The sequence below is a fragment of the Nocardia sp. NPDC051052 genome (genome assembly GCF_044456045.1).
Classification (GTDB): Bacteria; Actinomycetota; Actinomycetes; order Mycobacteriales; family Mycobacteriaceae; genus Nocardia.
In genome coordinates this window covers 58,992-84,284 of the sequence record NZ_JBITFL010000018.1, presented here as the reverse complement: position 1 = coordinate 84,284, position 25,293 = coordinate 58,992, and the positions used below count along the sequence as shown (strand labels likewise).

Annotated in this window: 20 protein-coding genes; 13 read left to right on the top strand and 7 right to left on the bottom strand. The window is 67.4% G+C overall.

All coding sequences use genetic code 11. The annotated features are described in order from the left end of the window. Positions 1-62 precede the first annotated feature (62 nt). A complete protein-coding gene (locus ACIBCN_RS40115; RefSeq protein WP_396997518.1) occupies positions 63-755 on the top strand; it encodes a pyridoxamine 5'-phosphate oxidase family protein in 693 nt (230 codons plus the stop codon). A gap of 109 nt (positions 756-864) precedes the next feature. Continuing rightward, positions 865-1,125 carry a helix-turn-helix domain-containing protein gene (locus ACIBCN_RS40110; RefSeq protein ID WP_396997516.1) on the top strand — a complete coding sequence of 87 codons (261 nt, stop codon included), beginning with the start codon at positions 865-867 and terminating at the stop codon, positions 1,123-1,125. A 9-nt stretch (positions 1,126-1,134) separates the two neighbouring features. Here ACIBCN_RS40110 and ACIBCN_RS40105 read toward each other — a convergent pair whose 3' ends face one another. Together ACIBCN_RS40105 and ACIBCN_RS40100 are read right to left on the bottom strand one after the other, a co-directional pair. Then, complete coding sequence (locus ACIBCN_RS40105; protein WP_396997514.1) at positions 1,135-2,445, bottom strand: hypothetical protein; 1,311 nt, start codon at positions 2,443-2,445, stop codon at positions 1,135-1,137. Between the two features lie 135 nt (positions 2,446-2,580). Then, entirely contained in the window at positions 2,581-3,342 is a 762-nt protein-coding gene (locus ACIBCN_RS40100; protein WP_396997512.1) for a crotonase/enoyl-CoA hydratase family protein, read from the bottom strand. 94 nt (positions 3,343-3,436) lie between these two features. Between ACIBCN_RS40100 and ACIBCN_RS40095 the strand changes: the two genes are divergently transcribed. From ACIBCN_RS40095 to ACIBCN_RS40085, 3 genes are all read left to right on the top strand, one after another. Further along, on the top strand, positions 3,437-4,087 hold the full coding sequence (locus ACIBCN_RS40095) for a TetR/AcrR family transcriptional regulator (RefSeq protein ID WP_396997510.1): 651 nt from the start codon (positions 3,437-3,439) through the stop codon (positions 4,085-4,087). Continuing rightward, positions 4,074-5,693 (top strand): acyl-CoA dehydrogenase family protein, encoded by a 1,620-nt coding sequence (locus ACIBCN_RS40090; protein ID WP_396997508.1) that lies wholly within the window; start codon positions 4,074-4,076, stop codon positions 5,691-5,693. The genes ACIBCN_RS40095 and ACIBCN_RS40090 overlap by 14 nt, the downstream gene beginning before the upstream one ends. Before the next feature lie 429 nt (positions 5,694-6,122). Continuing rightward, the gene (locus ACIBCN_RS40085; protein WP_396997506.1) at positions 6,123-7,742 is read left to right on the top strand and encodes a M4 family metallopeptidase; all 1,620 of its coding nucleotides are present in this window, start codon (positions 6,123-6,125) and stop codon (positions 7,740-7,742) included. Between the two features lie 70 nt (positions 7,743-7,812). Here the strand turns inward: ACIBCN_RS40085 and ACIBCN_RS40080 are convergent, their stop codons facing one another. Continuing rightward, entirely contained in the window at positions 7,813-8,217 is a 405-nt protein-coding gene (locus ACIBCN_RS40080; protein ID WP_396997504.1) for a nuclear transport factor 2 family protein, read from the bottom strand. A gap of 129 nt (positions 8,218-8,346) precedes the next feature. Between ACIBCN_RS40080 and ACIBCN_RS40075 the strand changes: the two genes are divergently transcribed. After that, the gene (locus ACIBCN_RS40075) at positions 8,347-9,033 is read left to right on the top strand and encodes a nucleoside/nucleotide kinase family protein (RefSeq protein WP_396997502.1); all 687 of its coding nucleotides are present in this window, start codon (positions 8,347-8,349) and stop codon (positions 9,031-9,033) included. A 9-nt stretch (positions 9,034-9,042) separates the two neighbouring features. Here ACIBCN_RS40075 and pgi read toward each other — a convergent pair whose 3' ends face one another. Then, positions 9,043-10,680, bottom strand: a complete 1,638-nt coding sequence (gene pgi / locus ACIBCN_RS40070; protein ID WP_396997501.1) for a glucose-6-phosphate isomerase — start codon at positions 10,678-10,680, stop codon at positions 9,043-9,045. Positions 10,681-10,774: 94 nt separating this feature from the next. On the opposite strand from pgi, the gene ACIBCN_RS40065 reads away from it, so the two are divergent. Next, positions 10,775-12,229 carry an NAD-dependent succinate-semialdehyde dehydrogenase gene (locus ACIBCN_RS40065; protein WP_396997499.1) on the top strand — a complete coding sequence of 485 codons (1,455 nt, stop codon included), beginning with the start codon at positions 10,775-10,777 and terminating at the stop codon, positions 12,227-12,229. Between the two features lie 128 nt (positions 12,230-12,357). Here ACIBCN_RS40065 and ACIBCN_RS40060 read toward each other — a convergent pair whose 3' ends face one another. After that, the gene (locus tag ACIBCN_RS40060; protein WP_014988338.1) at positions 12,358-12,651 is read right to left on the bottom strand and encodes a chorismate mutase; all 294 of its coding nucleotides are present in this window, start codon (positions 12,649-12,651) and stop codon (positions 12,358-12,360) included. A 383-nt stretch (positions 12,652-13,034) separates the two neighbouring features. Between ACIBCN_RS40060 and pcrA the strand changes: the two genes are divergently transcribed. Continuing rightward, complete coding sequence (pcrA, locus tag ACIBCN_RS40055; protein WP_396997497.1) at positions 13,035-15,662, top strand: DNA helicase PcrA; 2,628 nt, start codon at positions 13,035-13,037, stop codon at positions 15,660-15,662. A gap of 191 nt (positions 15,663-15,853) precedes the next feature. Then, positions 15,854-16,279: a hypothetical protein gene (locus ACIBCN_RS40050; RefSeq protein ID WP_396997618.1), complete on the top strand. Its 426-nt coding sequence runs from the start codon at positions 15,854-15,856 to the stop codon at positions 16,277-16,279. A 207-nt stretch (positions 16,280-16,486) separates the two neighbouring features. Here the strand turns inward: ACIBCN_RS40050 and ACIBCN_RS40045 are convergent, their stop codons facing one another. Continuing rightward, positions 16,487-17,866 carry a DUF1731 domain-containing protein gene (locus tag ACIBCN_RS40045; protein ID WP_396997495.1) on the bottom strand — a complete coding sequence of 460 codons (1,380 nt, stop codon included), beginning with the start codon at positions 17,864-17,866 and terminating at the stop codon, positions 16,487-16,489. Positions 17,867-18,121: 255 nt separating this feature from the next. Beyond that, entirely contained in the window at positions 18,122-19,318 is a 1,197-nt protein-coding gene (locus ACIBCN_RS40040) for a M23 family metallopeptidase (RefSeq protein WP_396997493.1), read from the bottom strand. A 15-nt stretch (positions 19,319-19,333) separates the two neighbouring features. On the opposite strand from ACIBCN_RS40040, the gene ACIBCN_RS40035 reads away from it, so the two are divergent. From ACIBCN_RS40035 to ACIBCN_RS40020, 4 genes are all read left to right on the top strand, one after another. Next, on the top strand, positions 19,334-19,471 hold the full coding sequence (locus ACIBCN_RS40035) for a hypothetical protein (RefSeq protein WP_357381821.1): 138 nt from the start codon (positions 19,334-19,336) through the stop codon (positions 19,469-19,471). A gap of 393 nt (positions 19,472-19,864) precedes the next feature. Next, positions 19,865-21,028, top strand: a complete 1,164-nt coding sequence (sucC, locus tag ACIBCN_RS40030) for an ADP-forming succinate--CoA ligase subunit beta (protein WP_396997491.1) — start codon at positions 19,865-19,867, stop codon at positions 21,026-21,028. Between the two features lie 28 nt (positions 21,029-21,056). Then, positions 21,057-21,971, top strand: a complete 915-nt coding sequence (gene sucD, locus ACIBCN_RS40025) for a succinate--CoA ligase subunit alpha (protein WP_042257652.1) — start codon at positions 21,057-21,059, stop codon at positions 21,969-21,971. Positions 21,972-22,265: 294 nt separating this feature from the next. Next, positions 22,266-25,259: an AfsR/SARP family transcriptional regulator gene (locus ACIBCN_RS40020; RefSeq protein ID WP_396997488.1), complete on the top strand. Its 2,994-nt coding sequence runs from the start codon at positions 22,266-22,268 to the stop codon at positions 25,257-25,259. Positions 25,260-25,293: the final 34 nt, after the last annotated feature.

Below are 25,293 nucleotides of genomic sequence, written 5' to 3'. Positions count from 1 at the left end.
ACTGTAATAATCTCCCTGAATTGGCACTGTCATAATGCCACTCGCCATCCGATGCTGGTCATATGACCTCATCGGCCAACCCAAGGACCCCGCTCTCACCGACCCCGCGCAGCACGCTGACGCGGTCGAAGGAACGAGGGCGGGACGAGCGAACGGACCTGGACGCGGTCCTCGACGCAGGTCTGGTCTGCCACCTCGGTGTGCTGCTCGGCGGCGCGCCGGTGGTGCTGCCGACCATCTACGGACGGGACGGCGACACCCTGTACGTGCACGGCTCGACCGGCGCGGGCAATCTGCGCGCCGCGCTGGCCGGGGACGTCTCGGTCGCGGTCACCCTGGTCGACGGCGTCGTCTATGCCCGCTCGGCGTTCCACTTCTCGATGAACTTCCGCTCGGCAGTGGTGCACGGACGCGCGCTAGAGGTCACCGACGCCGCGGACCGGCTGCACGCGCTCGAGGTGATCACCGAACACGCCGCGCCGGGTGCCTGGTCGCGGGTGCGTTCACCGAACAAGAAGGAGCTGGCCGCCACCGTCGTGCTCGCGCTCGATCTCACCGAAGCCTCGGTGAAGGTCCGCGACGGTGGTCCCAAAGACGACCCGGCGGATATCGAGAACGGTGGGGTGTGGGCGGGCGTGCTGCCGATGCGCCAGGTGTGGGGCGAGCCGATCGATTCGGCCGACCTCGAGCCGGGGCTCGCGGTGCCGGACGACGTGCTCGCGCGGTCCGCGTCGAGCCTCATACCGGTGCGGTGAGTTCGACACGGAATCTGTTTGCCTGGGAGTAGTCGGATATGTGGTCGATCGGCCCTATGGTGGGGTGGTTGTTCAGGTTTCGCACCACCTCACCGGGTCGGAGTCCAGCGTGTCGAGATTCCGAAAGACCTTCGCGGCGCTGGCAACGCAACGCGGTGCCCGGCGCCACCTGCTGGCGGCGCTGCGTGCGCTCATCGCCAATGACTACAACCGGCAGCAGGCCGCCGCTGCCCTTGTCGTGCACCGCGATACGCGCAACTATCGCCTCAACCGAATAGGCACGGTGACCGGCTACGACCCCAATCGGCCGGACCATGCCCAGCTCTTCGCGGCCGCGCTTACCGCAAGCGATATCGACGCGATGGAATGACGTGCGGTATCACCAAGCGCGAACGGGAAGTCCGGATTGCAGCAGGGTCTGCTGTGCCAAATCTGTCAGTGCGCCGGATGTTTTGATGCTCGACGGGTCGAGGCTGACCAGGGACAGAATGTAGTCGTCGGCGATGCGGCAGAGGTAGCCGGACAGTCGAGTCCTCGGGAGCCGCGCGACGGTCAGGCCAGGGTGGATGGCGCGGGCGGCGACGCCGAGGCAGCGATGTGGGCCCAGCGCACGCAGGGTGGCGGGCAGGGTTCCGATGTTGGAGCACAGGATGTCTCGCTCACCGGCGCCCTTGGACAACGCGTAGGCCCAATGGTCGGGTATTACCTGGAGTAGTTCCTCGGGCATGCCGCCGGGACTGGTCATCCGGCACTCGTAAGCACCGCGTGACTTCTCCCGGATAGTCGCGAGGGTGTCGGTGCGATCGATCGTGATGTCGGTCATCGCCAGGTCGTTGTCGACCCTGGGTTCGTCGCGGGTATCGACCGGAAGGCTGGCGTCGATTGTGTCGTGCTGAAAACCGCTGTTCCACAGCATGTTTGCGACGACAGAAATGAACAGACTGTTGGGAGTGCCGTCCTGTGCGGCGGCCGCGCGGTCCCAATCGGCCACGGTGCATTGCAGTATCGCGCCGGGCGTCCGCACGCGAGACGGCGCGCCGGTGAGAGTGCGGCCCGTCGCTCGGTTCGGCTGGGCAGGAATCCCGCGACGCAACGCTTTCGCGGTACCGCGCAATACGATCGACCACTGCTTGCTCGCATCAGTCCAGTCCGACTCGGGTGTCGCTGAACGTGTCCGCGGCAGGCGTGCTGCCGAGCCCGATGCGCCGCGATGTGCAGACGAGTGGTCCGAGCCGGAAGCGGCAGTCAGGGACGTACCGCCGAGGGCGGCATCCGCCGCGAGTATCAGTGCCCTACCGTCGGCGAGGGAATGCGAACAGGTCAGGGAGACAAGGGAACCGCCATCGCCCAGCGCGATGGCGGCCAGTCGCCAACCGGGACCGAATTCAGGGTCGAGGTCGGCGCCCTGTGCATCTGCCCATGTCATGAGCGCGGTGGCGGCGAGGGGCTGATCGGTGAGTGCTAGCGGGTAGGCGCGGGTATTGCGCTGCCAGGAACGGCGGGCGCCCGGCACCCTCGGCCGAACCACCCGCCGGCCCAACGGACCGGTGCGCAGCGCCTCGTGCACCTCACGCAACAGCGCGGGGTCGATGCGGTCGGACGTCCGCCACAAGCCTTGCAGGGCAATGGGAGTCCCGAGTCCACGGTGGGTACGCAGGAAGATTTCGTCGACGACGTTCAAGCGGCCCATCGGGCGCACGGTTACCCCTCGCTCTCGACCACGCTCGGTTGCGCTGCGCCCATGGCTGTTTCGTGCGGCACGCGCACGACGCCGCCGTTCCGCATCATCGTGCCTGATGGCGTGCGCAGTCGCGGGTTCGCCCGTTCACGCCCGCGCGCCGTGCCTGCCCGCGCCCGAGGCGAAGCGCTGCGCTCCGTCGAGCGCGCCGTTGGTCAGTGCGGTGATGCCGTGCCGGAGTTCGTTGCGCAGCGCCGCCTCCTCGTCCATGCCGTCTTGTTCCAGCAGCGACATGCGGTCCGAGCGCAGACAGGTTTGCGGCAGCGCGGCCAGCTCGGCTGCGAGTTGTTCTGCGGCACTGCGGGCTTCGCCGGTCGGGACGACGCGGTTCGCCAGGCCGATGTGCAGGGCTTCGGTGGCGTCGACTGGGCGGCCGGTGAGCACCATGTCCATCGCGCGGCTGCTGCCGATGAGTCGCGGCAGCCGCAGCGTGCCGCCATCGATGAGCGGCACTCCCCAGCGGCGGCAGAACACGCCGAAGACGCTGTCCTGCTCGGCAACTCGCAGATCACACCACAGCGCGAGCTCGAGCCCGCCCGCGACCGCGTACCCGGAGACGGCCGCGATCACCGGCTTGGACAACCGCATCCTGGTCGGCCCCATCGGGCCGTCGCCCTCTTCGGTGACCACATTGGACCGCTCGGTGCCGAGGCCCTTGAGGTCGGCGCCCGCGCAGAAGGTGCCGCCATCACCCCAGAGCACGGCAACGGCCGCGTCGGGATCGGCATCGAACTCGCGGAAGGCGTCGGCCAATGCGGCGGCGGTGGGCCCGTCGACGGCGTTGCGCGCTTCGGGCCGATGCAGGATCACCGTGGTCACCGGGCCTTGGCGCTCGATTCGTACATTCATGACTCCACCTCACTGGTCCGCTCGGACACGACCCCGACCATACGCCGTAAAACCCCACTTGTGGCAAGAAATGAATTCGTGGTTCACTTCTTGGGTGGCCTACCGCAGAACCCCCGCCGTGCAGGCCCGTCTGGACGCCAAGGCGGGGCTGATCGTGCAGGCCGCAACCACGGTTTTGTCCAGTGCGGGCTACGCCGGGCTCTCCATGGCGGCCGTCGCGGCCGAGGCCGGCGTGGCCACCGGAACCGTGTACAAGAGCTTCGCGGGCAAGGCGGAACTGGTCAGCGCGGTATTCCGCAAAGTAGTCGCCTGGGAGGTGGCCGCGGTGGCCGCCGCGAGCGCCGACGGCACCGCGATCGAGCGGGTGACCGCCGCGGTGGAGACCTTCGCCGGACGTGCGCTGAAGAATCCGAAGCTCGCCTATGTGCTGCTCGTCGAGCCCGTCGACACCGTGGTCGACGCGGAACGGCTGCATTTCCGCCGTGCCTTCGCCGAAGCCTTCGAATCGGCTGTCGCGGATGGTGTTTCGCGTGGCGAGCTACCCGCACAGGATGCGCGGACCAGTGCCGCCGCGCTGGTCGGTGCGATCGGCGAGGTGCTCGTCGGCCCGCTCGCCTCGGCGCCGCACGGGGAATCCGTTGTCCCCGAACTCATTACCTTCGCATTACGCGCACTCGGGGTGCGCGCGGAGTCGAGCGAGTCCATCGCTCGGCAGGAATCAGGAGTGTCCGATGCAGACGCATGAAGTCTTCAACCAGGTACCCGACATCGCGCCGTTCGACGTCGCGCGCAATCCGGCACTGATCGAGGGCCTGCACCGGGAGGGCGCGGGCTGGGCCGAGGCGGAGGTGCGTGAACTCGGGGTGCTGGCAGGCGGATCCGAGGCGCAGGAGTGGGGACGCCTGGCCAACGAGAATCCGCCGGTGCTGCATACGCACGACCGCTACGGCAACCGGATCGACGAGGTCGAATTCCATCCGCACTGGCACGACTTGATGAATGTCGCTGTGTCGCATGGCCTGCACGGTTCGCCGTGGCTGGACGATCGGCCCGGCACGCATGTCGCGCGCGCGGCGAAGTTCTTCACCTGGGGTGCCGCCGAGGCCGGGCACATGTGTCCCATCTCGATGACCTACGCCGTAGTGCCCGCGTTGCGGCACAACAAGGAACTGTCGGCGCGCTACGAACCGCTGCTCGGTTCCCGGGTCTACGATTTCGGCCTGCGCGAGCCGTCATCGAAGGCGGGCCTGATCGCCGGCATGTCGATGACCGAGAAGCAGGGCGGCTCCGACGTCCGCGCCAACAGCACGACCGCGACACCGCAGCCCGACGGCTCGTATCGGATCGTCGGGCACAAGTGGTTCACCTCGGCCCCGATGTCGGACATGTTCCTCACGCTGGCCCAGGCGCCCGGCGGCCTGTCCTGTTTCCTGCTCACCAGGGTATTGCCGGACGGAACGCGCAATCCCATTCGCATCCAACGGCTCAAGGACAAGCTCGGCAACAAGTCCAACGCCTCCTCGGAAATCGAATACGAGAACGCCACCGGCTGGCTGGTCGGCGCGGAGGGCGCCGGGGTCAAGACCATCATCGAGATGGTGAACATGACCAGGCTGGACTGCGTGATCGGCTCGGCGACCAACATGCGGACCGGCGTGGTGTTCGCCGCGCATCACGCGCGGTATCGAGAAGCGTTCGGCGCCAAGCTGATCGATCAGCCCGCCATGCGTAACGTGCTGGCGGACTTGGTGATCGAGTCCGACGCGGCCACCACGGTGATGATGCGGCTGGCCGGGGCGACCGACCGGGCCACCCAGGATCCGGCCGAGGCGGCGCTGCGGCGCATCGCGTTGGCGGTGACCAAGTATTGGGTGTGCAAGCGGGCGCCCTCGCACGCGGCCGAGGCGCTGGAATGCTTCGGCGGCAACGGTTATGCCGAGGAGTCGGGCATGCCGCGGCTCTACCGAGAGGCGCCGTTGATGTCCATCTGGGAGGGTTCCGGCAATGTCGCGGCGCTGGATGCGTTGCGCGCCATGGGGCGTCAGCCGGAGACGGTCGAGGCGTACTTCAACGAGGTCTCGCTGGCCCGCGGCGCGAACCCGCGGCTCGACGACGCCATCACCCGGGTCGGCAAGGAACTGTCCGACCTCAGCGACATCGAGTTCCGGGCCCGGCGCATCGTCGAGCTCATGGCTCTGGTGCTGCAGGGTGCGCAGCTGGTCCGGCATGGTCACCCGGCGGTCGCCGATGCCTTCTGTGCCACCCGGCTCGGCGACGATTGGGGCATCGCGTTCGGCACCCTGCCGACCGGTGTGGATACCGGAGCGATCTTGGAGCGTGCGTTGGTGTGAGTCCGCCGCGATTGCCGGAATTGGTTGGGTAGCACTAGTTCTGGCTGAATCGTCGGTGCAATTGTTGATCTTTGTCGTGGGTACAGTGCCGTACCTCAATGGCGTCGGCCATCGAAAGCTGTTCTCTCTGAGCGAGTTAGGTTTCGACGTCTCAGGATCGTCGATAGATCAATGCAATTGATGGTTCGGCGTGCCGCAGGGTGCAAGGCGCTTCTTTGCCGGACATCCACGCATTCGAAAGATATTCGCGCATAACTTTTTACGGCCCGAATTCAGTGATAGCTCAAAGATTCCCAGCCCATTCATCTGTTTCCCCAGTGCTCGTCTCCAGTCGAGTTGACCGCCCGTATGTGGTTCTACTTGGTCATGAAACCCACACATAAACGGGCGGGTCGAAATACCGCCTTTGCGATAATTGCTGTCGGGGCAATGATCTTCGCGTCCGGCCCTGGTGCCAGCGGTCAGCCCCCGGCCAGTCCATCCGCACCGGCGGGTTCCGACCTTTCCGCCGTGCCGAAAGAAGTGACGACGGATCAGCAGGGCGCCGTCCAGCAGGTGGTCCCCAAGGAGCCGCTCAAGGCTCCGGCGGGAACGGCTGCCGAAGCACCGGCCGCGGCGCAGGCGCACGCGAACGGTGTGCAGAAGGCGCTCGGCGGAAATGGCGATACCGCCGGTAATCTGGTCGTGGAGTCTGTGTTCCAGGTTGGTGAGGGATCCACGGTCCGACTGCGTCAGGAAATCGACAAGGTACAGGTGTTCGGCGCATCGGCGGCACAGTCGCTGACCGCCGACGGCTCACTGATCTCGGTGACCGGTTCGCTGTCGAAGAAGTCGCAGGGCAAGTACGCGACGACTCAACCGTCCGCCCAGGTGCAGCAGGCCGCGCTGAAAAAGGTTGCCGACCAAAGCAAGACGGCACTCGACAAGCTGTCCGTGAGCGACACGAAGGCCTACTGGTACGACTCGAAGCTGGCCGCCAAGGACGAGGCGCAGAGCATCGCGGTGCCCGCGTTCAAGGTGGAGATCATCGGTGCGACCGCCGAGAAGAAGGGCGAGCCCGCGACCTGGGTCGTCTTCGTCGACGCGAACAACCCCGGCAAGGTGCTCGACAGCTGGAGTGAGACCAAGAACCTCAACCGTGTCGTGTGCGACAACGCCAACCGGCGGATCGACCCCAACCGGGCCGGGTGTGGCACCGGCAGCCTCCGTTCCACCAGGTCGGAAGGCCAGCCGGCCAGCGGAATCGCGGATGTCGACAAGATCTACGACTACTTCGGCAAGACCGAGCAGTTCTACGCGCAGTACACCAAGGTGGCGAACCTGACCAACCTGATCGGGTCGGACACCGGTGACGGCAAAGGTAAAGCGCTGCGCGGCACCGTCCGTCTCTGCACCCCCACCGAATGCCCCTACCAGAACGCCTTCTGGTCCGGCAGCTACATGGCCTACGGTTCGGGTCTGACCACCGAGGACATCACCGCACACGAGCTCACCCACGGCGTAACCCAGCACACCAACGGTCTGGTCTACCGCAATGAGCCGGGCGCGATCAACGAGTCCATGTCGGACGTCTTCGGCGAGCTCACCTTCCTGGTGGACACCGCCAACCCGTGCAACACCGCCGCCAATCGGTGGAAGCTCGGTGTCTGCAGCTCGATCGGCGTGATCCGGGATATGAAGAACCCGAACGCCTACCAGGATCCCGACACCTACCGGGGCACTTACTGGTATTCCGGTAGTGGCGACAGTGGCGGCGTCCACACCAACAGCGGCGTCGGCAACCGGACCGCGTCGATCATGGTCGACGGTGGCACCCTTAATGGCGTGACAGTCGGCGCGCTCGGCATCCCGAAGGTCGCCGCGCTCTACTGGACGACGCAGACCCTGCTGTCGTCGAATTCCAATTACGGTGCATTGTCCACCGCGCTGAAGAACGCGTGCAACACCAATGTCCGCAACAACACCGCGGGGACAACGGCCGCTGACTGCGTCCAGGTGGCCAACGCCACCAAGGCCACCAAGCTGCCGCAGCTGACGACCCGCGACTAACAATCGCTATCGCTGGAACCGAACATCTCACCGCGCTCATCATGAGCTCGGTGAGATGTTCTTTCGTTTGTTAGGGCGCGATTGTTTCCAGCACTCGCTCGACCAGCGCGGTGTCGCAGTGCTCGACCACCTCCGTCAATTGCCCGTCGGTTACCCGGAAGATGAAACAGTAGGTTTGGTGGTAACGGTCGCCGCGAATGGTGTCGCCGTAACCGCGGGCCTGAACGACGACACGATCATCCGCCGCGATGACGAAGTCGGCGGCGACCCGATATTCGGTGAACTGGGCCATCAGTGGCCGCAGAAGGTGCTCGAGCACAACGTCTTTCGGCCCCCACGTGCCACTCCACGACCAACTTCCAGGAAACACCCAGCGGAACTCGTCCGCCATCGCCGCACTCAGCGCGCCGGCGTTGCCAGCGGCCATCTGCTCGAAGACGCGCTCCAGCAGTTTCTTGTTCTCGATCGCACTCACCGATCGACGGTAAGAGCGCGCTATCGCCTGCGACAAGCGAGAATCGCGCATACGCGGCATGCGCGATCGGCATGGATGCGGCAGCGACCGAAGAGCGCCGACTCGACGATCCGGCAGTACAGTGGCGCGGTGGACAGGGCGTATGCCGAAACATCGTTGAGCGCGCTCGTCCGGCGGGTGCGCGAGCACGCGGACGGCCGCGGCGGGCGATACCTGCTCGGCCTCGTCGGACCGCCCGGCGCGGGGAAGTCCACCCTGTCGGTCCGGCTGCGCAACGCGCTCAACGCCGAGTCGCCGATCGCCGAGATCGCGCCGATGGACGGCTATCACCTGACCAACGACGTCTTGCGCGCCGCGGGAAACCTTGCGCGCAAAGGAGAACCGGACACCTTCGACACCGCCGCTTTCCTGGACAACCTCCGCAGGCTACGGGACGCCCCGATCGGCGAACCGGTGCCATGGCCGACCTTCGACCGCGCCATCGACGCTCCGATCCCCGCGGGTCTCGTCTTCGATCGGCAGCAGATCGTGCTCACCGAGGGGAACTACCTGCTGCTCGACGATGTCGGGGGCCGGGAATGGTCGGCGGTGCGCAAGCTGCTGGACGAGTGCTGGTACCTCGACGCGCCGCGTCGCCTGATCGAGGATCGGTTGCTGCGCCGCCACATTCGCGGCGGCCGCACGCCCGCCGCCGCCCGGACGAAGGTACGTGACAGCGACCTGTTGAACGCCGATCTGATCGACACCACAAAGGCGCGAGCCGATCTGGTGCTCCGTCAACGCGGCCGCCGCTACGACGTCCTGGTGCCGTCCTGACCGGCAGGCCTACTTCTTGGCGCGGTACCAGCGGATGAGCGCGTCGGTGGATGAGTCCCCTTGTGGCTCAGGCTCTTCCGGGGAGGTCAGCAGCGGCGCCAGCTCCAGCGCCTGCTGCTTGCCGAGCTCGACGCCCCACTGATCGAAGCTGTCGACGCCCCAGATGGTGCCCTCGACGAACACTTGATGCTCGTACAGCGCGATCAACTGGCCGACAACCGATGGGGTGAGCTGCGGCGCGAGGATGGTGGTGCTCGGCCGGTTGCCCGGCATCACCTTGTGCGGCACCACTTTTGGGTCGGTGCCCTCGGCGGCGATCTCCTCGGCGGTCTTGCCGAACGCCAGCACCTTGGTCTGCGCGAACAGGTTGCTCATCAGCAGGTCGTGCATGCTGCCGGTGCCGTCACGGGTGGGCAGATCGTCGGTGGGGCGGGCGAAACCGATGAAGTCGGCCGGGATGAGGCGGGTGCCCTGATGCAGCAGTTGATAGAAGGCGTGCTGGCCGTTGGTTCCCGGTTCGCCCCAGAAGATTTCGCCGGTGGAGGTGGTGGCCGGGCTGCCGTCGGCGCGCACCGACTTGCCGTTGGACTCCATCGTGAGCTGCTGCAGGTAGGCGGGGAAGCGGGCCAGGTCGTTCGAATAGGGCAGCACCGCACGGGATTCCGCGCCGAAGAAGTTCGAGTACCAGACGCCGAGCAGGCCGAGCAGCACCGGCGCGTTCGCCTCCAGCGGCGCGTTCGCGAAATGCTGGTCCACGGCGTGCATTCCGGCGAGGAACTCGGCGAACCGCGCCTTGCCGATCGCCGCCATCACCGAGAGACCGATCGCGGAATCCACCGAGTAGCGGCCGCCCACCCAGTCCCAGAAGCCGAACATGTTGGCGGTGTCGATGCCGAAATCCGCGACCTTCTCGGCGTTGGTCGAGACGGCGACGAAATGCTTCGCGACGGCGTCCTCGCTGAGCGCGCCGACCAGCCAGCGCCGGGCGGCGGTCGCGTTGGTCAGCGTCTCCAGGGTGGAGAAGGTTTTCGAGGCGACGATGAACAGCGTTGTCGCAGGGTCGAGTCCGGCGAGCTCGGCGACCAGGTCGGCCGGATCGACATTGGAGACGAACCGCGCGCTGATGCCAGCGTCGGCATAGTGCCGCAACGCTCGGTACACCATCACGGGTCCGAGATCGGACCCGCCGATGCCGATATTGACCACGGTGCTGATGCGTTCGCCGGTGGCGCCACGCCATTCGCCGGAGCGCACCGCGTCGGTGAATTCACCCATCCGCCGCAGCACCTCGTGCACCTCGGCGCCCGCGTCGGCACCGTCCACGGTCAGCGACTCGCCCTCGGGCAGCCGCAACGCGACGTGCGCGACCGCGCGATCCTCGGAGGTGTTGATGTGCTCGCCCCGGTACATCGCGTCCCTGCGCTCGGCGACCTTCGCCTCGCGCGCCAATTCGACGAGCAGGTGCAGGGTTTCCCGCGAGACCCGATGCTTGCTGAAGTCGATGTGCAGGTCCGCAACGTCGATAGTCAGCGCACGTCCACGCGACGGATCGTCGGCGAAGAGCTCCCGCAGGTGCCGCCCCGCGATCCCGTCGAAGTGTTCGTGCAGTTTCCGCCAGGCCGCCGTGGCGGTGATGTCGCTGCTCACGTTCGCCGAGGTTACTCACCGCCCCACCGCCGCGCACGGCAAACACCCCGCCGGACTCGGTGAGAACTGATCCGGCGCGGCCTACGCTGGCCTCATGGTGTCCGAACGCGAAGTTCTCGAATCCGTCCCGACGCAACTATGGATCGGTGGGCCGGTGGCCGCCGCCGGCGGCGGCACCTTTCCGGTGCACAACCCGGCCACCGGGGAGGTACTGGCCGAGGTCGCCGACGCGACACCCGAGGACGCGGTGCGCGCCCTGGACGCGGCCGTCGCGGTGCAGGCCGAGTGGGCCGCGCGGCCGTCGCGGGAACGCGGCGAGATCCTGCGCGCGGTCTTCGAGCAGATCACCGCGCGTGCCGAGGAATTCGCGCTGCTGATGACCCTGGAAATGGGCAAGGCGCTGCCGGAGAGCCGCAACGAGGTGAAGTATGGCGCGGAGTTCTTCCGGTGGTTCAGCGAGGAAGCTGTCCGGGTGCACGGGCGCTACCTGCACGCACCGTCCGGCACCGGCCGGATCATGGTGCACAAGCAGCCGGTCGGGCCGTGCCTGGCGATCACGCCGTGGAATTTCCCCCTCGCGATGGGCACCCGCAAGATCGGTCCCGCGCTGGCCGCGGGCTGCACGATGATCGTCAAGCCCGCCTCGGCGACGCCGCTGACCATGCTGCTGCTGGCCAAGCTGTGCGGCGAGGCCGGGCTGCCGGACGGGGTGCTCTCGGTGATCACGTCGAGCCATTCCGGCGCGGTGACCCAGCCGCTGCTCGACGATCCCCGGCTGCGCAAGCTGACCTTCACCGGCTCCACCGAAGTGGGCAAGAAGCTGGTGCAGAAGTCGGCGAACGGGCTGCTGCGCACGTCGATGGAACTCGGCGGCAACGCGCCGTTCGTGGTGTTCGACGACGCGGACATCGACGCGGCCGTGCAGGGCGCGATGCTGGCGAAGCTGCGCAACGGCGGCGAGGCGTGCACCGCGGCCAACCGCTTCCACGTGCAGAACGGCGTGCTCGAGGAGTTCACCAGCAAGTTCGTCGAGGCCATGTCGAGCGGCGTGACCCTCGGCCCCGGCACCGACCCGAACACCACCCTCGGCCCGCTCATCAACGAGGAGCAGCTCAACATCGTCAGCGAACTGGTCGAGGACGCCGTCACGGCGGGTGCCCGGGTCCGGCTCGGCGGCAAGGCGCCGGGCGGCCCCGGCTGGTATTACCCGGCCACCATCCTCAGCGATATCCCGCCGCAGGCCAGGATCCTGCGCGAGGAGGTCTTCGGTCCGGTCGCGCCGATCGTCGGCTTCGCGACGGAGGCGGAGGGCATCGCCGCGGCGAACGACACCGAGTTCGGTCTGGTCAGCTACGTCTACACCAGGGACCTGGATCGCGCCCTGCGCGTCGCCGAGGGCCTCGAGTCCGGCATGGTCGGCGTCAACCGCGGCGTAATCTCCGATCCCGCAGCACCTTTCGGCGGCGTCAAGGCATCGGGCTTCGGCCGCGAGGGCGGCACCGAGGGCATCGAGGAATACCTCTCCACCAAGTACATCGCGCTGAGCTGAGCGGCGGCAGAGACGAAACGACCGCCCCGGGGTGATGAACACCCGGGGCGGCCTTGGGGATGCGGTTGTCGTACTTTTTGCCGCATGGGTCTAGGGCCGCGCGAGGCGGCCGACAGGGGAGGGGGCCGTCAGTGGCCGAGGCGGCCGCGGCCGAGGCGCAGCAGGAGCATGGCGAGCGTGTGGCCTTCCTGGCCGAGTTCGCTGAATCGCTCCAGCACCTTCATTTCGCGATTGTGTACGAGGCGAGGCCCACCCGACGCCATCCTGGTCCGGCCGATGATCCGGGAGATCTCCGTGCGACGCTTGATGGCGGCGAGGATCTCGGCATCGAGACGATCGATCTCCTTACGGAGCTTGTCGATCTCCGCGTCGCTCTGCGGCAACGCCGAATCGGACCCGGTCGTCGTGGCGGGGGTGCTCATCATTCATCTCCTCGTGTCAGAACTGGATCGGCGGGTGAGCCCGGCTCGTTACCGATCGGTTCTTTCACCGTGAAACAGACCTGGTGGGGCCGTCGAATTGTCCCCCCAGGATGTGCGCTCAGATACAGGTGCCGCGATCACGATATCCGGTCGGTAACCGAAACGGATGTATCGCGCGGGCACTCATCATGTCGCCAGTCTGCCACGGGCTGGTAGGTATGCAAAACATTTCGTTTTGTGAATCTGCTGAGAAGCAGGACACGAAATGGTCGCGGCGCCTGCCTGCGGAGTTCACCCGCCGTTCGCCGGGGCGGTACCGAACCGAAACCGGAGCCACCCGGGGCTTCGTCTCTGTCGGTGCTCGCCGGTAGCGTGGATGGGCGATGGACATCACGGTGGCTCCCAAGACGCAGGCCGGTCGCGCCCTGCAGCCGGATTCGACACAAAAACCGCAGGTCACCGGTGGTGACACCGACCAAGCGGGCGGGCCTGTTGAGGAGGTGCGTGCGGTGCGGGAAACACAGCGGGCCGCTGTCCCCGAACCGCCGCCGTCGGCCACCGATTTGGAACAACGGCGTGTCGAACGGGAGCGTCGGCGCGCCGAGGAAGCCGAGCAGCTACTCGATGGCCTGAATCCACAGCAGCGGGCCGCCGTTGTGCACAGTGGCGCACCCCTGCTCATCGTGGCCGGCGCGGGTTCCGGCAAAACCGCCGTGCTCACCCGCCGCATTGCCTACCTGCTCGCCGCCCGTGGCGTCACGCCCGGCCAGGTGCTCGCGATCACCTTCACCAACAAGGCTGCTGCGGAGATGCGGGAGCGGGTCATCGGCCTGGTCGGCCCGCGGGCGAACAACATGTGGGTATCCACTTTCCACTCCAGTTGTGTCCGCATCCTGCGCATGCAAGCGGCCCTGCTGCCCGGCCTGAATTCCAATTTCTCCATCTACGATGCCGATGATTCGCGGCGACTGCTCACCATGATCAGCCGCGACTTCGACATCGACACGAAGAAATACACGGCGCGGCTGCTGTCCACCGCCATCTCGAATCTGAAGAACGAGCTGATCGGGCCGCAACAGGCGGTCGCGGATGCCGAGTCCGACGAAACCGAACTGCCCGGCTTGGTCGCCCGTGTCTACACCGAATATCAACGGCGGTTGCGCGCGGCGAACGCGCTGGACTTCGACGATCTGATCGGCGAGACGGTGGCGCTGCTGCAGCATCATCCGCAGGTCGCCGAGTACTACCGGCGCCGGTTCCGGCACGTGCTCGTCGACGAGTACCAGGACACCAACCACGCTCAGTACATTCTGGTGCGCGAGCTGGTCGGTCACCATCGGAAAGAGCAGAGCGAGGATCAGGCGCCGCCGAGCGAGCTGTGCGTGGTGGGTGACGCGGATCAGTCCATCTATGCCTTCCGCGGCGCAACCATCCGCAATATCGAGGAGTTCGAGCGCGACTTCCCGGACGCGGAAACCATTCTGCTGGAACAGAACTACCGCTCCACCCAGCACATCCTGTCCGCCGCGAACGCGGTGATCTCGCGCAACGAGAACCGGCGCGACAAGAAGCTGTGGACCGATTCCGGCGAGGGCGACCTGATCACCGGCTACGTCGCCGACAACGAGCACGACGAGGCCGCGTTCGTGGCCCGCGAGATCGACAAGCTGGTCGATCAGGGCGAGGCCAACTACGGCGACGTCGCGGTGTTCTACCGGACCAACAACAACTCCCGTGCGCTGGAAGAGATCTTCATCCGGATGGGGCTGCCGTACAAGGTGGTCGGCGGCGTCCGGTTCTACGAGCGCAAAGAGGTGCGCGACATCGTCGCCTACCTGCGGGTGCTGGAGAACCCGGAGGACGCGGTGAGCGTGCGCCGGATCCTGAACACGCCGCGGCGCGGCATCGGCGATCGCGCCGAGGCCTGCGTGGCGGTGCACGCCGACCAGCGCGGCATCGGTTTCGCCGCGGCGCTGCGGGACGCGGCCGACGGCAAGGTCGCGCTGCTGAACACCAGGGCGCAGCGGGCGATCGCCGGGTTCCTCGACCTGCTGGAGGAGATTCGGGCGGCGGGCGTGCAGGAAAACCTCGACTTCCCCGATGTCGGCAATGTCGTCGACGCAGTGCTGGAGCGCACCGGCTACCGGGCCGAGCTGGAGTCGTCCGACGATCCGCAGGACGGCGCCCGGCTGGACAACCTCAACGAACTGGTCAGCGTCGCACGGGAATTCAGTTCCGAGGCGCACAATAACGCGGAGGCAGCCCGCGCGGAGGGGCTGCTGCCGGAGGCCGCCGAGGGTGAACCCGATCCCGGGTCGCTCGCCGCGTTCCTGGAGCGGGTCTCGCTGGTCGCCGACACCGACCAGATCCCGGACGAGGGCACCGGCGTGGTGACGATGATGACCCTGCACACCGCCAAGGGGCTCGAATTCCCGGTCGTCTTCGTGACCGGCTGGGAGGACGGCCAGTTCCCGCACATGCGGGCGCTCGGCGATCCGACCGAGCTGGCCGAGGAACGCCGACTCGCCTACGTCGGCATCACCCGCGCCAGGAAGCGGCTGTACCTGACCCGCGCGGTAGTGCGCTCCGGCTGGGGGCAGCCGGTGTCCAACCCGGAATCGCGCTTCCTGCAGGAGATCCCGGACCACCTGATCGACTGGCGGCGCCTGGAACCGACCGGTTCCGCGGCAACCAGGGGCATCCGCAGGCGCGGTGACGACGACCGGATGGAACGCGATTGGACCCGCGGCGACGGCTGGTCCGAGCAGCAGCGACCCGGCGTCCGCGGCGGCGACCGCGGATCCCGTCGCCCCGCCCCCGGCGGCGCGGCCCGCAACAACGCCAACCTCGTTCTCGCCGTGGGCGATCGAGTCAGCGACGACAAATACGGGCTCGGCAAGGTGGTCGCCGCCGAAGGCTTCGGCCCCCTCGCCACGGTCACCATCGACTTCGGCACCGCAGGCAAGATCCGCCTCATCCCCCAATACAGCAGGACCCTGGTAAAACTGTGACCCGCTCGCAGCGGTAAGCACTCATCGAGGTGAGTCATATGGTCGCCAATTGATCTTCAACAGCGACCATTCGACTCGCCTCGATGGTGCCCGCGGATGGCGGTGAGGTTGTCGCTGCTGGTGCGCGGGTTTGTGCACCAAGCGCCCGGCGGAGGGGTTCGGCGGGGTGCCTGTCTCGGTAGGGTTCGATGATGGACACGGTTGCGCGGCATGTTCTGTGGTTCCTCCCGATGCTCTGGCTTGGGATGGTGCTGGCCATCTCGTTCCTGGAGGCGCCGTTGAAGTTTCGGGCGCCGGGGATCACCGTGGCGCTTGGACTCGGTATCGGGCGGTTGGTGTTTTGGGCGTTGAACATTGCCGAGACCGTGTTGGCCGTCGGGCTGGTGCTGGCAGCGGTGGTTGTCGCGCCCGCATTGGGTACGTGGGGGTGGCTGGTCGTCGCCGTGATCCTGCTTGCTGCGCAGATCCTCGTTGTCCGGCCGCCGTTGAGCCGACGGACCGATCGCGTGCTGGCCGGGGAGGAGTTGCCGCGCTCGCACGCGCACTTCTGGTACATCGGCCTTGAAGTGGCCAAAGTCGTTGCGCTGATCGGTTTGGCGATCGCGGCAGCCCCATAACGAGACCACACCCAGCGTGGTCATCCGGGTGCGACAGCGCGCGAGGCGCTGCCAGACCAGTATCGCCATAGATCCGCACCCTCATTCGGGAGGCGCACTCGGAATAGGGCCCTAGAGGCGGCGGTGCGGATCCCGAGTGTGGGTGCGGACTCTGTTGCTGGCGTGGGGAGTTGGGGTCGCGCATCGTTTGTTCGGCCGTGGGTGTGGTCAGCGCGGTAGTAGGTCGGTCAGGGCTTCGTCGAGGGTGGGGTAGCGGAACGTGAAGCCGTTGTCGCGCAGTACTTCTGAGGTGGCGTGGCGGCCGGTGAGGCCGAGGGCCGGGTCGGTGCGGAGGAAGACGGCGCCGATCTTCAGGATCGCGGCCGGGGTCGGTGGGGCCGGTGGGCGGTGCAGGTGTCGGCGTAGGGCGGCCATCAGCTCACGGTTGCGGACCGGGAAGTCGGTGGCGGCCACCAGGATTCCGTTCGGCAGGGTGAGTTGGGGGTCGAGGCCGAGGGCGGCGCGCACGATGGCAAGCCAATCCTCGACGTGAATCCAGCTGAACCATTGGTCGCCAGGGCCGACGCGGCCGCCGAGGCCTGCTTTGGTCAACTGGCCAAGGCGTTTCAGTGCGGGAGCTTGCGGGTCGAGCACGATCGAGGTGCGCAGGATGGTCGAGTGTGCGGCGTCGGCGCCTTCGAACGCTCGCTCCCATGGTTCGGCTACTCCGGTCATCTGTGGCAGCCCCACCGGCAGCGGAGTTGTTTCGACACAACGGGTTTCGCCAGCGTCCGACCAGATCGCGGTGGTGCTGGCCTGCACCCAGTAGTCGATGGGCGCGTCGAGGGTCGCGGCCGCGTCAACCAGTGCGCGGGTGGAATCCACTCGGCTGCGCCGCAATTCGTCGACATTACGTTTGCTGGGCCGACAGTCGACCAGCTTGCCCGCCAAGTTGATGATCGCGGTAGGCCCCGGATTGCGCAGCGTCGCAACCCAATTGCCTACCGATTTACCGTCCCACTCCACCTGGTTGAACGGCAGCCCGGTGTCGCGGCGCCGGGTGAGGACGGTCACCCGATGGCCGCGGCACGTCAGGTCGGCGGCGATGTGCTTACCCAACGCGCCTGTGCCACCGGCGATTACGACGGTGAGCGCGGTCGCCAAGGGTTCGATACCGGCCAGCTGGGCCAGCCGTGCGAAGCAGACGCGCGCGTCGGTCTCCAGCAGCGGCCCGACCACGATCCTGGCGACCGGCGCCGACGGCCCGGTGAACGTGAGCCGCTGGGTGATTTCGGTGCCGCCGTCGCGCGGCGTCAACGTCCAGGTCAGCCGCATCCGTCCCACCGGTTCCGGCTGCTCGATGCTCAGTTCCCGCCCGGGAATCAGCGTGCTGATGACGAACGGCGGCGCCGTCCGCCCGTGCAATGTCTCCAAGACCCGCCCCCTAGGCAGGTAATTACCCATGGTGCCCACTGCGACCGGACCGTGCAGCCGAACCGAGGTGACGCCCGGATTCCAGGCCGGCCACCGAGCCGGATCCGCCACCACCGCCCACACGAGTTCCGTTGGAAGCGCAATGAACTGGGTGTACAACGTTGTACGTGCCATACCGACGACGCTAGTCCCTGACCAGCATCGATGAACCGTGCGCCTCATCACCTACCGGTCGCCCGGCATCGGACCAGAATGCGCGGCGCATGGCTCCGGCATCGCCGAGGCCCCCGCGCTGATGTGCCCAACTAACGATCGATCCTGCCGACTGGCGACGCGGGCGACGCCTTACACATCCAGATACGCGAAGAAGCGATCATGCCTGAGAATGCATGATCGCTTCTGTCGCGTTTTGACCCCAGCCCCGGAGCTTCAGTCCCGTTGGACGCCGAGGCTGATGCCTCGTGTGGCGAGCCAAGGCAGCGGGTCGATCTTGTCGGACCCGTTCAACCACACCTCGAAGTGGCAGTGCGGACCGGTGGAGAAGCCGCGGTTGCCGATGGTGGCGATCTGGTCGCCCGCCATCACGCGCTGCCCCTGGGACACCGTGGCGGTGTCGATGTGGCCGTAGATGGTGACGGTGCCGTCGTCGTGCAGCAGGCGGACCCACATGCCGAAGCCCGCGGCGGGGCCGGCCTCGATCACGGTGCCGTCGGCGACGGCGACGATCGGGGTGCCGATGGGGCCCGCGATGTCGACGCCGAGGTGCTGGACGCCCCAGCGGGCGCCGTAACCGGAGGTGAAGGTGCCTGCCGCGAACTTGGTGAACAGCGGGCGCAGCTTCGCGGCTTCCTGGGCGGCCAGGTCGTTCGCGTACTTCTGGCCCTTTTGCAGGATGTCGTTGAAATCGCCGACGTTGGTGGCGCCCGAAACGTTCAGGACCTGAGGCGATTCCGGGGAAGCGGTGGGGTCGGCCAGGCTGACGGACTGCGCGGCGATCTCGTGGATCTGCCCGGCGGCCTCGTAGTCGACGGACTGGGACGGCTGGTCGGGCGCGGCGAACGCGGCCTGTCCGGCGGCGACGACCGCGCCGGCGGCCACCGCGGCGACCGCGGCACGACCCTTGAGGGCGGCGGGCGGTGCGGGCAGCCGGTGCGCGCCGCCACGCTTGGCGCTGCGGCGGGCCGGAATGACGGTGGGGGCGACCGCGTTTTCCGAACCGGTGTCGGGTGCCCAGGACTCTTCCGGGGCCCAGCAGCCGTCTTCGGGTGCCTGGTATTCGTTCTCGGTCCAAGCGTCGCCCGCGTTCCATGCGCCGCCGTCGGACCAGGAGTCCTGCGGGGCCCACGAATCCTGCTGGGACCACGAGTCATTGGCGGTCCAGGAGTTCTCGCGGCCGTTCTGGTATCCGGCGTCGGGTGCCGCATTGCCGTAGTCGGCGCGCGGCGCGCTGTAGTCGTCCTGCGGCCTGGCGGGCGCGGCGTTGTACAGCGAGTTCCGCTGTCGATCCACCGAGGGGCCTGCCTGCCTGCCGTGCGGAGCCTGCGCGCCGAAGGCATCGTCATCGTTGCGATAACGATGTCCGGACTGGGCGCGATGTTCAGGAATAAGGGCGGAGCGATAGTTCATCGGCGGTGCCACATCGTGAAGCGGGAGATGTTCGCGGGGCCGAGCGGCCAGCTGATCAGTGGCGTCGACGAGTCGTCTGCGGAACGGCTCTCCATCTGCGGAGTGCTGTGCTGCGTCAAGCTTGCCGTCCTCCTAGTCGTGACCGTGCTGTGACATCGACCGCAATGACGGTAACGAAACGATTGCAGGGTCCGCAAGCGCTGCGGCCTTTCTGTCCGAACATGTGAGATTGATCACGGTAACACCACGGAATATCTATCTGTGCATTGGGGACGCGAGGCGGGTAGATCCACGACGTTCCGTAGTAGATCCAGCCGTGTCCGCGGGTTCTGACGCTCTACCTGGTGAGGTGTCAACAACCTACTGATGAGTAGCGTTGGCCAGGGGTTTCTCCGCCACGCGTATCGGCCCGTGACCTGCGCCACTTAGGATGAACGTGGCCGATTGGCCGTCCATGTGACTGATTAGAGTCCGACCCGACCCGCTTCCGACGTCGGGCCGCCAACAAAGACGTTGTCATCACAACGCAGACGAGACGGTGAGTACATGGATCTCTTCGAATATCAGGCGAAGGAGCTCTTCGTTAAGCACGGAGTGCCCTCGTCCGAGGGCCGCGTCACGGACACGGCCGAGGGCGCCCGCGCCATCGCGGAGGAAATCGGCAAGGCGGTGATGGTCAAGGCTCAGGTCAAGGCCGGTGGCCGCGGCAAGGCGGGTGGCGTCAAGTACGCCGCCACCCCGGACGACGCGTTCACGCACGCGCAGAACATCCTGGGCCTGGACATCAAGGGCCACATCACCAAGAAGATCCTGGTCGCCGAAGCCAAGGACATCGCGGAGGAGTACTACATCTCCTTCCTGCTCGACCGGTCCAACCGCACCTACCTGGCCATGTGCTCGGTGGAAGGCGGCATGGAGATCGAAGAGGTCGCCGCGACCAAGCCGGAGCGTCTCGCCAAGGTCGCCGTCGACGCGGTCAAGGGTGTCGACCTCGCTTTCGCCCGCTCGATCGCCGAGCAGGGCCACCTCCCCGCCGACGTGCTCGACGCCGCGGCCGTGACCATCCAGAAGCTGTGGGAGGTGTTCGTCAAGGAAGACGCCACCCTGGTGGAGGTCAACCCGCTCGTGCGCACCCCGCAGGACGAGATCCTCGCCCTCGACGGCAAGGTCACCCTCGACGAGAACGCCGAGTTCCGGCACCCGGATCACGAGGCCTTCGCGGACAAGGACGCGACCGACCCCTTGGAGCTCAAGGCCAAGGAGAACGACCTCAACTACGTCAAGCTCGACGGTGAGGTCGGCATCATCGGCAACGGCGCCGGTCTGGTCATGTCGACCCTCGACGTGGTCGCCTACGCGGGCGAGAACCACAACGGCGTCAAGCCCGCCAACTTCCTCGACATCGGTGGCGGCGCCTCGGCCGAGGTGATGGCCGCCGGCCTCGACGTCATCCTGGGTGACTCGCAGGTCAAGAGCGTGTTCGTGAACGTCTTCGGTGGCATCACCGCCTGTGACGCGGTCGCCAACGGCATCGTCAAGGCGCTGGAGATCCTCGGCGCCGAGGCGAACAAGCCGCTGGTCGTCCGTCTCGACGGCAACAAGGTGGACGAGGGTCGCCAGATTCTGGTCGACGCCGCGCACCCGCTGATCACGCTTGCGCAGACAATGGACGAAGGCGCCGACAAGGCCGCCGAACTGGCTTCCCGGTAACCCCGAGCCAAGTAAGGAATATTCTGAAATGTCTATCTTCCTCAACAAAGACTCGAAGGTCATCGTTCAGGGCATCACCGGCGGCGAGGGCACCAAGCACACCGCGCTGATGCTGAAGGCAGGCACCCAGGTCGTCGGCGGCGTCAACGCGCGCAAGGCGGGCACCACCGTCGCGCACACCGACAAGGACGGCAACGCGGTCGAGCTGCCGGTGTACGGCACCGTGGCCGAGGCCATCAAGGAGACCGGCGCCGACGTCTCCATCGCGTTCGTGCCGCCGAAGTTCGCCAAGGACGCCATCATCGAGGCGATCGACGCGGAGATCCCGCTGCTCGTGGTCATCACCGAGGGCATCCCGGTGCAGGACACCGCGTTCGCGTGGGCCTACAACGTGGAGAAGGGCAACAAGACCCGGATCATCGGCCCGAACTGCCCCGGCATCATCACCCCCGGCGAGGCGCTGGTCGGCATCACCCCGGCCAACATCACCGGCAAGGGCCCGGTCGGCCTGGTCTCGAAGTCCGGCACGCTGACCTACCAGATGATGTACGAACTGCGCGATTTCGGCTTCTCCACCGCCATCGGCATCGGCGGCGACCCGGTCATCGGCACCACCCACATCGACGCCATCGAGGCGTTCGAGAAGGACCCGGAGACCAAGCTGATCGTGATGATCGGCGAGATCGGCGGCGACGCCGAGGAGCGGGCCGCGGCCTACATCAAGGCCAACGTCACCAAGCCGGTCGTCGGCTACGTCGCGGGCTTCACCGCCCCCGAGGGCAAGACCATGGGCCACGCGGGCGCCATCGTGTCCGGCTCGGCGGGCACCGCCCAGGCGAAGAAGGACGCGCTGGAGGCCGCGGGTGTGAAGGTCGGCAAGACGCCGTCCGAGACCGCCGCGCTGGCTCGCGAGATCCTGGAGAAGGCAAGCGTCGAAGTCTGACAAGAATGACCGAGGCCGCCTTCCCGATCGGGAGGCGGCCTTCGTCATGTCGAAACGAAGGCCGCCCCCTGGTTCGAGGGAGGGCGGCCTTCGTCATGTGCGGCGGCGGGCTCAGCCTGGGCAGAAGCCGAGCGTCCTGGCCAGCCATTCGCAGAACTGTTCCATCGGATTCATGATGGAAACCTCCATTTCGTCTCCCCTCATCGATACGAGCTGAGACACCGCTTGGTTCACCGCTGAGATCATCGATATTGGGGGAGACGCGGACGTACCGGACAGGGCATGCTTAGCGACGTGGATGTGCTGGTGTTGGGTCCAGTGCAGGCGTGGGCTGACGGTGTCGCGGTGACCGTCGATCGGCCGCTGGAACGAGCAGTGCTGGTGCGGTTGGCGTTGGCGAATCGGGTTCCGGTGCCGGACGGGCGGCTGGCCGAGGATCTGTGGGGGGCCGAGGTCGAACGCCCGGTACAGCGGCTGCGCGTGGTGGTGTCGCGACTGCGGGCCGCGCTCGGGCCGCTGGCGGACGTCATCGTGCGGACGCCCGCGGGATATCAGGCGACGGTGGCGGCGACGGATCTGCTCGCCGCCGAGGCGGCGGCGCAGCGGTTGCATACCGCGCGGCGCGGCGGCGACTTCGGTGCCGTGGCGGCTGCGGCGCGAGAGGCGCTCGCGCTGTGGCGTGGACACGCGCTGGCCGATCTGCGCACGATTCCGTTCGCGGCGGCGGAGGGGGAGCGGCTCGATGATTGGCGGCTTTCGCTGACCGTGGCGGGCCTGGAGGCGAATCTCGAACTCGGCGCGGCGGGTGAGGTGGTGACCGAGCTGACGGGACTGGTCGCGCGGCATCCGCTGCATGAGCCGCTGTCGTGCCTGTTGGGGTTGGCGTTGTACCGCACGGGGCGGCAGGCCGACGCGTTGGAGCGGCTGGCGCGGCTGCGGCGGGCGTTGTCCGAGGAGTTGGGCGTCGATCCTTCGCCGGACACGAGTGCGTTGGAACTTCGTATCCTGGAACATGATCCGGCGTTGCGGATCCTTCCGGTCGGGACGGGCGGCGCGGCGCAGGTCGGGTCATCCATGGCGAGTCCGGGCACTGCGCCGCCTGGTATCGATCCAGCAGGTGCCGCCGCGACCGAACCGGAATCGCGGCCATGGCCCGTGCCGGTGCTGGCGGCGCCGATGACGAGCTTCGTCGGTCGCGGCCGTGAATTCGCCACGCTCACAACGCGTCTCGCTGATCCTGGACTGACAACGGTGGTTGGTGTCGCGGGCAGCGGAAAGTCTCGTCTCGCCGCCGAGCTCGCGCGATCGATCGGTCGAGCGGGCCGGCCCGTCGTGCTCGTCGAATTGGCACCGCTCGGCCGCGCCGAGGACGTGTTGCCAGCGGTGGCCGCGGCACTCGAAGCGGGCGGCCTGGCCGTCGACGGATCGATCGATCCCAATGGTCCGCTGCCCGGAATCATCGCCGCACTCGACGGCGGCGTCGACCGTGAGCGCGCCATGCTCGTGCTCGACAACGCCGAGCATGTATTGCACTCGGTGGCCGAATTGGTGACGGCGGCACACGAATTCAGCGTGCTCGTCACGTCGCAGCAGCCGCTGGGGGTGCCGGGCGAGTCGGTGTACCCGCTCGGTCCGCTGGATCGCAGTGTCGGCGTTGCGCTGTTCGTCGAGCGGGCCGGGCTGCACGGGTTGGTGACCGCGACGGAGCGGGACGAGCTGGTGACGATATGCGCGGCGGTGGACTGGCTGCCGCTGGGCATCGAGTTGGCCGCCGGTCTCACCAGGACGTTGACGATTTCCCAACTGGCACAACGGATCGACGACCGGGTCCGGCTGCTGGTCGGCGGCGCACGCGGTGCCGCGGGCGGTCGGCACACCAGCCTGCGGGTCGCGCTGGACTGGAGTCACGAGCTGCTCGCCGAGCGAGAGCGGGCGGTGTTGCGCAGGCTGGGCGTGTTCGCGGGTGGGTGCACGCTGGAGGCGGCCGAGGCGGTGGTGCCGGACGACGATGTCGAGCGGGGCGATGTCGCGCCGGCCATGGCGGACCTGGTGAACCGAAACCTGGTCACCGTCCAGGCCGATGGTGCGACAAGGCGTTTCGTGCTCCTGGAGACGGTTCGCGACTACGCGCTGGCTCGGCTGGCGGAGGCGAACGAGGTCGACGAGCTGCGCGCCGGACACCTGCGCTGGTGTGTGAACCTGGTGCGCACGATCGGCACCCCGGACGATTTCGCCGCGGCGGAATCGGTGGCGGCGGTGTTCGCGGAATGGCCGAACATTCTGGCCGCGCTGGAGCGTGCGCCCGGAACATCAAGGGCCACGGACGGTTTGCGGCTCGCGGTGGAAATGCACGTGCCCTGGCTCGCCAGGGCCTGGTTCCGCGAGGCGCAACGCCACTACGCGGCGCTCACCGACGCGGCCGACATCGCCACGCACGAACTGGCGCAGGCCTTGAGCCACTACGGCTTTCACACGCTGATGACCGGCGACCTCGAAGCCGCGGCCGCCCAACTGGCCAAGGCGGGCGAATTGGCCGCGCCCCTCGACGATCCGGAACTGGCTCAAACCGTCCGCTACTACCAAGGCATCGTCGACATCGAGCGGTGCAGGCTCCCGGAGGCCGTCGAGCGCCTGCGCGAGGGGGAGCGGCTTGCCGTGCGCGACACCCAGGGCTCGTCGTTCGCCGACGCGCTCGGCACGGCACTGCTGTATTCGGGTGATTCGGCCGAGGCGCTCGCGGCCTACACCCGATCCTGTGACGTGGACGCCGCGCACGAGGACGAGCACGGGCTCTCCCGCGGACTGAGCAATCAGGCCAAAGCGCTGCTCGGCCTCGGCCGCGTCGACGAGGCACTGGCCACCGCCGAGGAATCCGATCGCTACGCCCGCCGCCTGGACGACCGGCAGATCCCGCCGCTGAACGACCTGACCCGCGCCGCCGCGGCGCTGGTCGCGGGCCACCTCGACGCGGCCGAGTCGTACTGCCGCGCCGCGCTCGGCCACGAGGAAGACGCGACGGGCCTGGCCCGGATCGACCTCGCCGACGTGCTGCTCGCCAAGGGCGACATCGCGGCCGCCAGGCTGCTGCTCGATGAATTCTTCGCGGCGGCGCCGGGTGGCGTGCCACTGCTCGCCGCCCGCGCCGTCGCCGTGACGCTGCGGCGCGCCGAGGGCGACGACGCCGGCGCGCGATCGCTGCTCGAACAGGTCCGCGCCGAGTTCGCGGCGGCCGGTTTCGGCTGGCACCGCTACACAGACCGGCTGGTCAGGCCCGGTCTGATCGCGTGAGATGCCGGTGAAACCGCGCTGAGACGGTCCGCCG